Raw genomic sequence first — 11,788 nt, 5'->3', positions numbered from 1 at the left:
CCGAGACACGATCGCGCGGGCGATCGGAGCTCTGGAGACGGAGGGCTACGTCTGGGCTGTCCAGGGCCGAGGGAGCATCGTCCGCCACGGCATGATGCGGCTACGCAGGCCACGAGGAAACCTGGTGAAGCGGAACGTAGCCACAGAAAGCCCGGGGTACTCCTTCCCATCGGCGTCTGGACAGGAGGTGTGGAAGCATCACGTCCCACCAACCTCCTCATATGAACCGCTGACTGACCCGCGAATCGCGGGTCTGCTGGGTGTCCCAGTAGGCAGCTCGGTGATGCGTCGCTTCCGGGTGACCGGCCCCGCCTCCGAACCGCCGTTTCAGATCAACATCTCGTGGATCCACCCTCGTGGCGTCGAGGCCGCCCCGGAGGTTGCATCCCAAGCACCTGGCCCCGGGGACTGGCTGTATCGCCTGGAGAAGGCCGGCCACTGGCCGATCACCTGGATGGAACTCCACCGCGCCCGCATGCCCAGCAAGGACGAGGCACGGCTACTGGAGATCCCACTCAGCTTGCCGGTGCTGGAGATCGTGCGGGTGGGCACGTCGGGAGGAGACGACAAGCCCATAGAGGTGACGGAGTACATCGTGGCCAGCGATCGAGTCGAGACCGTCCATGTCCTGCATCGCGATGAGTCGGCACAGGACCCGTGGCCGGAGGAATCTACGGATTCTGACGACGCGCAGACGGAGACGTGAGCGGGCATGAGCTTCACAGTCGAAGCGGCTGCGCGCACGCATGTCGGGCTCGTGCGCCGTCGCAATGAAGACTCGGTCTATGCAGGCAAATCACTGTTCGCGGTCGCCGATGGCCTCGGCGGCCACGTGGCCGGCGATACGGCCAGCGCCACAGCGATCCAGGCTCTGCGCCGCTATGACCGCCTTGTCGCCGAGGCAGACCTTGTAAGTGTTGCCGGACAGGCAGTCAGCGCAGCTAATACAGCTCTGCGCAACAAGATCGAAGCTGAGCCAGAACTGGCGGGAATGGGCACCACCCTGGTCGCGATGCTTTGGTCCGGGTCAAAGTTCGTGCTGGCAAACGTGGGCGACTCTCGCGGCTACCTGTTGCGCGCTAGCCGCACCCCACAGATGATCCCGATTACCGAGGATCACATTTACGGCAACCTGATGTCCGACGCCGCCAGCGTGCCGCACTTGCCCGAGCGGCTGGCCCGCTTCCTCGACGGCCGCCCTGATGGCCGATCACCCGATCTGACCACAAGAAACCTCCAGGCTGGTGATCGGTTCCTACTGTGCTCAGACGGGCTGAGCCCAGTCGTGCCCAACGATCTCATACAGGCCCGCCTGGCCTCGTCCACCAATTCGGGCGGCACGGCCGACCATCTGATTAGTCTGGCCATCGACCACGGCGGCCCGGACAACGTCACCGTTATCGTCATGGATGTTCGAGACCCGAATAACGGTGCGACCTGATCACCTAAGCTGGAATCCGAACTTGCACTACTCGGCTCCTAGCCGATTTAAGGCTCCGTGAGGACAAAGTTCACAGGATGAACAAACACAGGCGAGATTTGTCGGCAGTGAACACTGTTCAGTGCAGCCGTGAGAGCCTTCACAAGTCCGAGGCAATTCGAATTCTTGGACAACTTCAGATTATCGAAACCGAAAATTCCCGTCTCCCGGACCTCTCCTGTACTGTCCATCCCGCCACCTGCCCCGACGTAAAGCGGACTATCTTTTTTGGCTCCGCTTTGGGTCCCGAGACGGCTATCAGGATGAAATCTTCAGCTTCATATACTAGGAAAGTTTTAGGCAGAATTTTCCCCGAAGCATTGGTCGGGATACCGAGATCTGTCGCGGCTGGCACCGCTTCCTTTTGCAATATAACTACCACCACGGCTGGCTTCATGCCGCCGAGGGAAGGTGGGACCCGCGGAAGGACCGTCAATGCCATGAGTCCGAGAAATGCCAACGAAGCAATGGGAAAAATCAAGATCAAGAAGAGAATGGGACCTATTTTTTGAAGAACGAATACCCCTTCACCCTCCCCCACCCTAAGTCCGAGGGCCCTGGACTTGATCTCCAATCTCCGACCACCCCAGGCGAGATCAATTATTAGCTTGACAATAACTCCAGGCAGCATGGCCGTAATGCATAGCGCCACCGCCGTCTCAAAATCCAACTTCAAAAAGTCCGCAAAACGATATATAAGTCGACACGGTACAGCTGCAAGAACAGCACAACAGGCGAATTTGAAGATCAAAGCAGACTTGACTTGACCTGGCCGTATTTGCCTGATCTGGCGAATGACAATCTGACATCCAACAATAAGTAGATAAGCAGAACTTGATCCAATGCCGGCCAAAACGCCCGTAAAAATATACCGCGGCTTTAGCAGGCCAAAATCTGATACTCCGAACACATAGAGGTAGGCATTGTGCATGACGAGACCTGCGCTATAGGTAATTATGAAGGCAGCCCCTAAAATATGTCCAATATTCTCCAAGCTCGGCCATTTGTAGTTTGAGTTGCCAGCCTCTCCGCCCGAAGATGACTCTTGATGCTCGACATTCTCGTTATCGCGTTGATTGGTCATGTGACTCATGCTCCCACGTCCGGGCGCCGCAGGTGAGACAAACGATGAAATGAGCGCACCAGCCACCCCCGAGGTGAGGCGTGACTGGGCCTGAGGTTCCCTCGCTTAGGCCAAGAGCAACCGAAGAAGCCCCGGACGCCTTAGGATGACCAGGACCTCTTGTATCAAGCTACACGTCATGCTGCTTGCGGCTACCCAACTCTCGTGGCCCTTCCGGAGCGGAGTTGCACGTTGGTTGACGACTGACGCGACTGAGCGCGGACCCTGGCGGCCGGTCAACGTACGAGGACAGTGCAAGGCCTGGTGAGTAACCGTCAAGGATGCTTCGAGTCAAATCACGGAGGTCACGGTCGCGACTGTCGAGTGCGTTCAATAAGATCGCGCAACTCGACCGGGGTGGGCCATGGTGCCGCCCGGTGGATCATGCGATGGCAGTTGGCACACAGCAAGGCCAGATCCTCCAACTTGGTACTGGTCTCGCCGGATGCGTGTAGCGGAATGACATGATGACACTCGATGTAGTCGGCGCCTCGGTGTCCGTACGTTTGAATGAAGCTAAACCCGCATGCTTCACAAGCCAAGTCCGGATTCGATTTCCGAGCATGTGCGATTTTCCGGGTTCGCAGGCCGCGGTCTCGCTCGCGCACCAAGTGCCGGCGAAAGAGGAGGCGCCCTTCAGGAGCGCTAGTTTCTAGCTCCTCAAGGGTGTCTGCCAAATCCGGAACCGCGAATGTCCCCAAGAGCGCACCCTCGCGGATAATTTGCGCACTCGCCGCCATACGGTCCGGGTCATCGAGGAAGATGCGCAGCACCTTACGGTCAGTCTCCCCGCCGTTGGTGGGCTTGCCCTTGTACGCGGGATGTTGCGTGGCAAGGTCTGCGGTTTTGCGCCGAACACTGCTGGAACTGCGGAAACGTGCATCTCGCGACTCCTCCGCATGAATAGGGAGTCTCCGCAAGATCCTCGAGAGCTCAACAGCTCTGGGATCGGTGTCCTCCAGAGGCTTCCAGTTATTGCGTGCTAGCGCGTCGCAGGCGAGAACAACCTCATCCCATGTCCAGTTAGGATTCCGCTTCCGCGGAACTACGTTGCTCCTGCTCACCAGATCGTGAGCTCCGACAGCAGCCAGCCCTTTGAACTGTTTCCACTGCTCGTCGGTCCAATGATGAGGATTGGAAGCGAACGGCTGGGTGAGCAGAGTAGAGGCCGCTAGTGTTGGCTCAGCCTTGATAGCCTCACGCGTGATTGGAGGGCTGATCGTGTGGGTCACCGTAATCGGAACGACCCATCGGACCCCCGTCGGAGCCTCTCCCTCAACCCAGTAGTGTGCGTCCGCCGTCTCCCAGGTCTGGTGCGGATGTCCGGCAACCTCCCCGATCGCCGTGGCTCCACCAGATGGACCGCTCTGCCACAAGACAACGGGCTCTCCAGGGCTGATCATGTCGCGATAGCGTCCGATGGTCCACATCGCAGGTACGCCGCCATCCTGGAGCATCTCGCCCAGGCGAAAGACCTTGGGGTTGCAGACCAAGACCCAAGCGGACATAGGGAACCTCATCTCTGTGCACTGCAGGCATTCCCTGCTTATCAGTTCTCACTGTCAAAGTTGGGGGGTTGAAGCGAATCGCCGGCCGACACCTTGCCTCTCGCTTAAGCGACCAACTGGGTGGACTCCGTCAACTACGCGATGGACGCAGAGGAACAGAACTCAAGACCCCAGAGCGTGTACCGAACATCAAACGTCAGCCGCACACCCGGTCCACACAGATCGAAAGCACCTGAACGCGAGCAGGCTGACTGTGGACACGAAAAAGAAGACGAGTCACTTCATTTCGCTCAAAGCTGCAGCAACAATTGAACTCAACAAAGATAGACCTGCAACGATGAGTGACGCCCATTCATATGCGCCAATGCTTGATCGCGAGCCTCCCGTCGAGTCGCCTTGTGTATTCCGCCGTGCACTTTCATCTTCCTCTCTGCGCAATCGACCAAATCCGGCGAGAATTACATAGAAGGCAAACACCGCCAACAATAGAAGGACGGCCACCATCAATATGGAGTAGATGAGCCCCGGGCGCCATTTTTCTAGGGCATAATAGACGCCGAAAGCCGCCCCCGCAACCAATGCACCCACGCCCCAATGCCCGAAGCCACTGCGATTACTCAGTCCTTCTATCTCAATCAGCAATCCACATGTGGCAATGACGCCAAATCCTATCCCGATAATCGTGGTCCACGGTTCCCAGTTCCGCGCCACAGTCAGCACATCAGGAAGGAAGTAGATAAGACTTCCAGTCAAAGCAAAGGCGACAGCAATGGCAATTCCATCCAGATTGCCAGCGGCATCCTGATCTCTTTGCGTTGCCACTAAACCCCCAACTGCTTGACGTTTCCCTCATTCTAGCCAGCCCCATTGCAGGAAGCCACCGTAGCGACCCTTCACTCAGAGGTGAGTAGAAGGTGAAGGCGCCGCCGGTCGCCTCGACCCAGGAGGCCCCGAGGACCGCTCCCGGCGGATGCAGCACCAGGTTCACGTTGGACAGGCTGGAGGCGAGGACGTCGGGCACCGGCGACGCCGCCCGGAAGAGCCGCAGCCCGTGGTCGAGGGCCTCCTCGCCGCCGGGCAGGCAGGCGGCCCGCACGGTCCCCGCCCTGCCGGTGGTGACCACGGTCCCGGAGCGGACCCGCGCCACGTAGGTCAGCGTGGAGAACTCCGCCAGCGGCGGGAGCCTCGTCCCGTGATCGGCGAAGACGGCGCGGGCGTGCAGCGCTCCCCCGGTGTGGCCGGGGTTGAGCACGACCGGAAGCCGCACCCCAAGGCGGGCCAGGTCGGTGAACAGCGCGCGGTGGGCGATGCTCGGCAGGCAGACGACCGCGGCCTCGGCGCCTCGCAGCGCCTCGGCCAGGTCGGTCGTCATGACCTCCGGCGCGGCCACGCCCGTTCCGAGCACTCCCGAGTACCCGACGGCCTTGCGCGCGGTGTGCGGCGCCAGCGTCATCGGGTTGCGGTTCCACAGCCGCACGTCGTGGCCGGCCAGGGTGAGCTCGACGACGGCCGAGAGCCCGCCGGCCCCGGCGCCGAGGACGGCGACCCTCATATCCGGTACTTGTCGATCTTCGTGCGGTCGACCTCGATGCCGAGGCCCGGACCGTCGGGCACCATGACCCGCCCGTCGGCGAACCGGAACGGCTCGGCGACCAGGTCGTCGAGGTAGTAGATCCCGGCGGTCTCCGGTCCGTCGGCCCCTGCGGGCTTGGACACCGGGCAGACGCTCGGCAGGGTCGCGATGCGCAGCGCGGCGCCGAGTTGGAGGTTGGCGGCGTTGCCGATGCCGGTCTCGATGGACCCGCCGATGTCGCAGTACATGCCGAGGTCCTCGGCGATCTCGGCCTGCCGCCGCGCCCGGTACAGGCCGCCGGGCTTGGTGACGTAGCAGGAGAAGCACGCCGCGGCGTCCAGCTCGTTCAGCTCCAGGATGTCGTGCACCGTCCATGCCGACTCGTCCGCCATGACCGGGCTGTCGATCCGGGCCGCCACCTTGGCCAGGTCGCGCGCGTCCGCGAGGGGCTGCTCGCACAGCAGGATGCCGTGCTCCTCCTGGCGCCGGGTCACCTCGACCGCCTGGTGGACGGAGGCGTAGCCCTCGTTGCCGTCCACCCGGATCCTGATCTCGTCGCCGAGACGGCGACGCAGCTCGCGGACCAGCGTGACGTCACGTTCGGGGTCCAGACCGGTCTTGCACTTGATGGTCCGCGCGCCCTCGGCGACGGCCTGCTCGGCCTCGGCGTAGCAGCGTTCCAGGTCCATGATGCCGAGCGAGTGCGCAACCTCGATGCCGTCGCGGTGCCGTCCGCCGAGGAGGGTGGAGACCGGCACTCCGAGAGCCTTGCCCGTCGCGTCGTAGCAGGCGATGTCGATGGCCGCCTTGGCGTACGGGTGGCCCTTGATCACCTTGTCCATGCGGGCGTGCAGCACGGCGGGCTCCGCGGGGTCGAGGCCGACCACCACGTGCCGCAGGTGGTCCAGGACGATGTGCTGGACGGTCTCGGGGGTCTCGCCGTAGTACCGCATGTGGGCGCCGCCCCAGGTGCCGCCGGCGGGCGCCTCCCCCCAGCCGGTGACTCCTTCGTCGGTCGTCAGCTCGACGATGGCGTGGTGGCCGATGGGCGTGTTCATCTTCGAGGCCCAGTTGTGGTCGCGGCGGGCGGGCAGCCGGACCAGGTGGACCTGGATGTCGTTGATCTTCATGGGGATCCCTCGGGGTCAGGGTCAGGACGGTTCGACGAGCTCGATCTCATGGCCGTCGGGATCGGCGACGTAGACGGTGTGGCCGTAGGGGCCGGGTCCGGGGCCGCGCACGATCCGGTGCCCCGCGGCGCGGGCGCGCTCGGCGATTCCGTCGACGCCGCGCGCGGTGAAGCACAGGTGCTGCAGCGTGCCGCCCGCACCGGTGCCGCCCTCGGTGAGGCCGAGCCCCTGGTGGGTGACCACCAGGCGCCGCCCGTCGCGGAAGTCCTCGCGCTTGCGGACGGAGAAGCCCAGCACGCCGGTGTAGAAGTCGACGGAGGCGTCCAGGTCGACCGCCTCCAGCAGCAGGTGGTGAACCGAAAGCGCGCGCGGGCTCGCGGCCCGCTCCAGCCAGGACGCCACCTCGTCGCTGCCGGCGAGGACGCCGAGGTAGTGCGCCCAGACGGCCTCGGCGGTGGCGGTCCAGTCGGGCCGGACCGCGGCGATCCCGTCGGTGACCGCGACCACGTCGTAGTCGCGCAGGTACGCCTCCCGCAGCGTGGTCTCCACGCAGGCGTTGGCGGTGACGCCGGCCACGAACAGGGACCGGACGCCGAGCATGTCCAGCAGCGACTGGAGCCGGGTCTCGTAGAACGCGCCGAACCTGTGCTTGGTCACCACGTACGTGGGGTCGTCGGCCAGGTCGGCCAGCTCGTCCACGAACGCGGCGTCCCAGCTGCCCGACAGCGCGGAGACGCGCTTGCGTCTGCTGGTGTGGGACGGCAGCACCTTTCGGGCCCGCGCGGCGTCGCGTTCCAGGTGGACCTGCTTCGTCCAGATCACCGGGAATCCGGCCGCGCGGAACGCCTCGGCCAGCCTCCGCACCGGCCGGATCGTCGCCTGGGCCGGCTTGACGTCGACACCGGACACGCCCAGCGTGCCCTCGTCGTGGCAGAAGGCGTTCTGCATGTCGATGAGCAGCAGCGCGGAGCTCTCGGGGGCCAGCGCGTCCAGGACGTGGTCCTCGGCCGCGCTCATGCGTCGGTCCGGTCGGTGCCGAGCACGCCGGCGCGGGCCCAGTTCTCCTTCGGGTACTCCTGGATGGCCACATGCAGCCCATCCGGGCGTGCTCCCGCGTGCTCGACCATCGCGTCGGTGATGGCCTTGGCCAGCGCGCGCTTCTGGTCGATGGTGCGCCCCTCCCACAGATGGACGGTGACGAACGGCATCGGCGTTCTCCTTCGGGTGTCGGTGGCTACCAGAGGGTGGGGCTGGAATCGAAGTTCAGGTGCTTGGTCTCGGTGAACTCGAGGATCCCCTCGACGCCCTGCTGGCGGCCCAGCCCCGACTTCTTGAACCCGCCGACCTCGGCCTCGCCGTAGAAGTGGTGGTAGGTGTTGATCCAGACGGTGCCGGCGCTGACCGCGCGGCCGACCCGCCAGGCGCGGTCCAGGTCGGTGGTCCAGATCCCGGCCGCGAGCCCGAACTCGGTGTCCTCGGCGAGCGCGACCGCCTCGTCCTCGTCGGCGAAGCCCTGGACGGTCAGCACCGGCCCGAAGATCTCCTCCTGGACCAGCCGGGAGTCGCGGGCCAGCCCGCCGACCAGCGTCGGCGCGACGAACGCCCCCTCGGGGAGGTCGCCGGGCAGCTCCGCGGCGGCCAGGATGTCGCCCTCCTTGCGGCCGAGGTCGATGTAGTCGTTCACCTCCCGCTGCTGGCCGCGGGACACCACGGGGCCGATCTGGGTGGCGGGGTCCAGGGGGTCGCCGAGCCGCAGGGCACGGGTCCGCTCCGCCAGCCGGCCGACGAACTCCTCTCGCACCGACTCCTCGACGAGCAGCCTGCTCCCCGCGGTGCAGATCTGGCCGGTGGTGGTGAAGACCGCGTTGAGGGCGCCTTCGAGGGCCTTGTCCATGCGGGCGTCGGCGAAGACGATGTTGGGCGACTTGCCGCCCAGCTCGAGCGAGACCTTGCGCAGGTCGTCGGCGGCCCGCTTCATCACGCCCACGCCGGTGCCGGTCTCGCCGGTGAAGGCGATCATGTGCACGTCGGGATGGCCGACGAGCGCCTCGCCGGTGACGCCGCCCGAGCCGACGGCGCAGCCGAGGATCCCGTCCGGGAGGTCGGGGTCGGACGCCAGCAGGGCCAGCGCCTCGACGGTGATGGCGGGGGTGAGGCTGGCGGGCTTAACGACGCAGGCGTTGCCGGCGGCCAGGGCCGGGGCGAGGGCCCGGACCAGCAGGACGAGCGGCCAGTTCCAGGGAGTGATGATCCCGACGACGCCGATCGGCTCGCGTAGCACCACGCCGTGGGCGTGCTCGCCGAGCGCGATCGAGCGGCCATAGAGGGTGCGGGCCATGCCCGCGTAGAACTCGACCATCTCGGCCGATCCGAGCACCTCGCTCCGGGCCTCGCCGATCGTCTTGCCCTGCTCGCGGGTGAGGAGGGCGGCGAGCCTGTCGGCGTCGGCGCGCAGCGCCTCGGCGTACCGGAACAGGACCCGGGCGCGGATCGCGCCGTCGTTGCGCCACCGGGCGGTGCGGAAGGCGTGGCGGGCACGGCCCACCAGCTCCTCGACGTCGGCGGGCGTGGAGGTGGCGAGCACCGCGACCGGCTCGCCGGTCGTGGGGTCGGTGGTGACCAGTTCCGTGCCGCCGGCGCGGAAGAAGGAGTGGTCCGCACCGGGCAGCCGAAGCGGTGTCCAGTCCGGGCGATGAGGGGTTTCGGACATGGGCTGATCCCTTCCGGGCGGATCGACGACCGTCCGTAACGGCTTTGTGAATGTGGCCTTGGGGGGTTGCGCAGGTGGAGGCTACTGACCTAAACAATGCATATCACACATCAGGCCAGTGGTACATGTCATACCAGTTGCCCTCGTGGCGACCGATACCTCCTCAGAACCCTGGCCGGAGAGAGGAAGCATGGCCTTCCCACGTCCCAGCAAGGCGTCGGCCCACCGCACCGACCCGACCCACCGGACGCTCGCCGTCGCCGTGCTCCTGGCCCTGCTCGCACCTGCCGCCGCGGGATGCACCGATCAGGGCGAGGAGTCCGGACCGGTCACGATCCTCGCCAACTGGTTCCCCCAGGCCGAGCTGGGCGGCTACTACCACGCGGCGGAGCAGCCGGGCTCCGCCGGCGGCGAGAAGGCCGCGGAGCGGCCGCTCAAGGTGCTGCCCGGCGGGCCCGGCATCCAGACCATCCCGCAGGTCGCCGCCGGCAAGGCCGTCTTCGGGGTGGCCACCGGCGCCGACGACCTGCTCGTCGCGCGGCGCCAGGGCCTGCCCATCGTGGCGGTCTTCGCCCCGTTCCGGGCCAACCTCACCTGCCTGACCGCGCACGCCGGCACGAACCTCAAGTCGTTCCGCGATCTCGACGGGCGGCGGGTGGCGAAGGTGCAGAGCCGCCCGTGGTGGGAGTACCTCAGGCGGCACTACGGGCTCGACCGCGTCCAGGAGATCAACTACACCGGCTCGCTGGCGGCGTTCAAGAAGGACCGGTCGCTGGTCCAGCAGTGCTACGTGACCTCCGAGCCGTACTACCTCAAGCGCGACGGCGTCCAGGTCACCACGCTGTCGGTCTCCGACCAGGGCGGCTACGCCGCCTACAGCAACGTGCTGTTCACCACCGAGCAGACGATCGAGCGCGATCCGGAACTGGTGCGCTCGGTGGTGGCGCGGGTCGCCCGCGGCTGGGACGCCTTCCGCACCGACCCGGCCATCGGCAAGCGGGCGATCCTGGCCGCCAACAAGGAGGCCGACCCGGGCGTCGTCGACTTCGCCGCGCAGGTGATGCGGACCGGCCGCTGGGTCTCCGCCCCGCCCGGATCGATGACCCCCGCGCAGTGGCTGCGGATCCGCGACCAGGTCGCCGAGGCGGGGCTCATCCCTCGCTCCACCGACGTCGAGGGCGCTTTCACCACCCGCTTCCTCCCGTCCCGGTAACGCTCCCGCCCCACGACCACCGGCACCGGCCGCCCGCGAGGGCGGCGCGCCCGGTCCCCCGTCCGCAACATCCGAAGAAAGAGACCCACCCCAGAAAGGCGGTGTACGGCTCATGGGCCGTCAGGAGGCATCTCCGTCCCCGGCCGCGGTGTCCGCAGCCGCACGGCTCCGCGTGCGCGCGGTGGCCAAGACGTTCCCGAACGGGACCGAGGCGCTCGCCCCGGTCGACCTCGACATGAGGGAAGGCGAGTTCGTCAGCCTGCTCGGCCCTTCCGGCTGCGGCAAGTCGACCCTGCTGCGCATCATCGCCGGGCTGACCGAACCGAGTTCCGGGACGATCGAGCTCCCGAACGAGCACCGCAGGGCGTTCGTGTTCCAGGATCCGACGCTGCTGCCGTGGCGGACCGTGGAGCGCAACGCCCGGCTGCTGCTCGAACTGGAGGGCGTCCCGAAGCAGGATCGGGCCGAACGCGCCGCGGCGGCGCTGAAGAAGGTCGGCCTGGCCGGGTTCGAGAAGTCCTACCCGCGCAACCTGTCGGGCGGCATGCGGATGCGGCTGTCCCTGGCCAGGGCGCTCGCGCTGCGCCCGAAGTTCTTCCTCATGGACGAGCCGTTCTCCGCGCTCGACGAGATCACTCGGGAGACCCTCCAGGACGAGCTGCTGCGCATCTGGGGCGCTGAGGGGTTCACCTCGGTGTTCGTCACCCACAACCTCTACGAGGCGATCTACCTCTCGCACCGGGTGGTGGTGATGTCGCCGCGCCCCGGCCGGATCGAGCGGATCTTCGAGATCCCCTTCGACTACCCCCGTTCCCCCGAACTGCGCTCCACCCCGGAGTTCTCGGCGCTTGGCGCCGAGGTCGCCGCCTGCCTGAGGGAGGTCTCCCGTTGAACCGCCGCATCCTGCGCACCGCCGGCCCGCCGGCCCTGGTCTTCGTCCTGTTCGTCGGCGGCTGGTGGCTGCTCTCGGCCACCGTGTACGGCTCGTCCAACTACCTGCTGCCGCGCCCGCTCGCGGTGTACACCGCGGCCGTCGAGAACGCCGGGACGC

12 protein-coding genes are annotated in these 11,788 nt (G+C 66.0%); 4 read left to right on the top strand and 8 right to left on the bottom strand.

Annotated elements, in window-relative coordinates:
• Positions 1-706, top strand: a 706-nt coding sequence (locus AB0C69_RS26980) for a GntR family transcriptional regulator (RefSeq protein ID WP_360357999.1), incomplete at its 5' end; no start/stop codon positions are given.
• Between the two features lie 6 nt (positions 707-712).
• Positions 713-1,441, top strand: a complete 729-nt coding sequence (locus AB0C69_RS26975; protein ID WP_360357998.1) for a protein phosphatase 2C domain-containing protein — start codon at positions 713-715, stop codon at positions 1,439-1,441.
• Between the two features lie 175 nt (positions 1,442-1,616).
• On the opposite strand, the gene AB0C69_RS26970 is transcribed toward AB0C69_RS26975, so the two are convergent.
• The 8 genes from AB0C69_RS26970 to AB0C69_RS26935 all read right to left on the bottom strand — a co-directional run bounded on the left by AB0C69_RS26970 (position 1,617) and on the right by AB0C69_RS26935 (position 9,524).
• The gene (locus tag AB0C69_RS26970) at positions 1,617-2,564 is read right to left on the bottom strand and encodes a hypothetical protein (RefSeq protein WP_360357996.1); all 948 of its coding nucleotides are present in this window, start codon (positions 2,562-2,564) and stop codon (positions 1,617-1,619) included.
• 344 nt (positions 2,565-2,908) lie between these two features.
• Positions 2,909-4,111, bottom strand: coding sequence for an HNH endonuclease (locus AB0C69_RS26965; protein WP_360357994.1), 1,203 nt, complete (start codon positions 4,109-4,111; stop codon positions 2,909-2,911).
• A gap of 276 nt (positions 4,112-4,387) precedes the next feature.
• On the bottom strand, positions 4,388-4,831 hold the full coding sequence (locus AB0C69_RS26960; RefSeq protein WP_360357993.1) for a hypothetical protein: 444 nt from the start codon (positions 4,829-4,831) through the stop codon (positions 4,388-4,390).
• 1 nt (position 4,832) lies between these two features.
• Positions 4,833-5,663 (bottom strand): NAD/NADP octopine/nopaline dehydrogenase family protein, encoded by an 831-nt coding sequence (locus AB0C69_RS26955; RefSeq protein WP_360357991.1) that lies wholly within the window; start codon positions 5,661-5,663, stop codon positions 4,833-4,835.
• Entirely contained in the window at positions 5,660-6,814 is a 1,155-nt protein-coding gene (locus AB0C69_RS26950; protein ID WP_360357989.1) for an enolase C-terminal domain-like protein, read from the bottom strand. Before AB0C69_RS26950 ends, AB0C69_RS26955 begins: the two co-directional genes overlap by 4 nt.
• A gap of 21 nt (positions 6,815-6,835) precedes the next feature.
• Positions 6,836-7,831 (bottom strand): isochorismatase family protein, encoded by a 996-nt coding sequence (locus AB0C69_RS26945; protein ID WP_360357987.1) that lies wholly within the window; start codon positions 7,829-7,831, stop codon positions 6,836-6,838.
• The gene (locus AB0C69_RS26940; RefSeq protein WP_360357985.1) at positions 7,828-8,022 is read right to left on the bottom strand and encodes a 2-hydroxymuconate tautomerase; all 195 of its coding nucleotides are present in this window, start codon (positions 8,020-8,022) and stop codon (positions 7,828-7,830) included. Before AB0C69_RS26940 ends, AB0C69_RS26945 begins: the two co-directional genes overlap by 4 nt.
• A gap of 26 nt (positions 8,023-8,048) precedes the next feature.
• Positions 8,049-9,524, bottom strand: coding sequence for an aldehyde dehydrogenase family protein (locus AB0C69_RS26935; RefSeq protein WP_360357984.1), 1,476 nt, complete (start codon positions 9,522-9,524; stop codon positions 8,049-8,051).
• A 190-nt stretch (positions 9,525-9,714) separates the two neighbouring features.
• Between AB0C69_RS26935 and AB0C69_RS26930 the strand changes: the two genes are divergently transcribed.
• The gene (locus tag AB0C69_RS26930) at positions 9,715-10,737 is read left to right on the top strand and encodes an ABC transporter substrate-binding protein (RefSeq protein ID WP_360357983.1); all 1,023 of its coding nucleotides are present in this window, start codon (positions 9,715-9,717) and stop codon (positions 10,735-10,737) included.
• A gap of 148 nt (positions 10,738-10,885) precedes the next feature.
• A complete protein-coding gene (locus tag AB0C69_RS26925) occupies positions 10,886-11,629 on the top strand; it encodes an ABC transporter ATP-binding protein (protein WP_360357981.1) in 744 nt (247 codons plus the stop codon).
• Positions 11,630-11,788 lie beyond the last annotated feature (159 nt).

This window comes from Actinomadura sp. NPDC048032, from assembly GCF_040653175.1.
In the GTDB taxonomy this organism is placed as follows: domain Bacteria; phylum Actinomycetota; class Actinomycetes; order Streptosporangiales; family Streptosporangiaceae; genus Spirillospora; species Spirillospora verrucosospora.
This window is presented reverse-complemented; position numbering and strand designations above follow the sequence as displayed.

Coding starts and splice junctions, on each gene's coding strand:
- AB0C69_RS26945 (WP_360357987.1), bottom strand. CDS start 7,831: ATGAGCGCGGCCGAGGACCACGTCCTGGACGCGCTGGCCCCCGAGAGC.
- AB0C69_RS26970 (WP_360357996.1), bottom strand. CDS start 2,564: ATGACCAATCAACGCGATAACGAGAATGTCGAGCATCAAGAGTCATCT.
- AB0C69_RS26930 (WP_360357983.1), top strand. CDS start 9,715: ATGGCCTTCCCACGTCCCAGCAAGGCGTCGGCCCACCGCACCGACCCG.
- AB0C69_RS26965 (WP_360357994.1), bottom strand. CDS start 4,111: ATGTCCGCTTGGGTCTTGGTCTGCAACCCCAAGGTCTTTCGCCTGGGC.
- AB0C69_RS26975 (WP_360357998.1), top strand. CDS start 713: ATGAGCTTCACAGTCGAAGCGGCTGCGCGCACGCATGTCGGGCTCGTG.
- AB0C69_RS26955 (WP_360357991.1), bottom strand. CDS start 5,663: ATGAGGGTCGCCGTCCTCGGCGCCGGGGCCGGCGGGCTCTCGGCCGTC.
- AB0C69_RS26935 (WP_360357984.1), bottom strand. CDS start 9,524: ATGTCCGAAACCCCTCATCGCCCGGACTGGACACCGCTTCGGCTGCCC.
- AB0C69_RS26950 (WP_360357989.1), bottom strand. CDS start 6,814: ATGAAGATCAACGACATCCAGGTCCACCTGGTCCGGCTGCCCGCCCGC.
- AB0C69_RS26940 (WP_360357985.1), bottom strand. CDS start 8,022: ATGCCGTTCGTCACCGTCCATCTGTGGGAGGGGCGCACCATCGACCAG.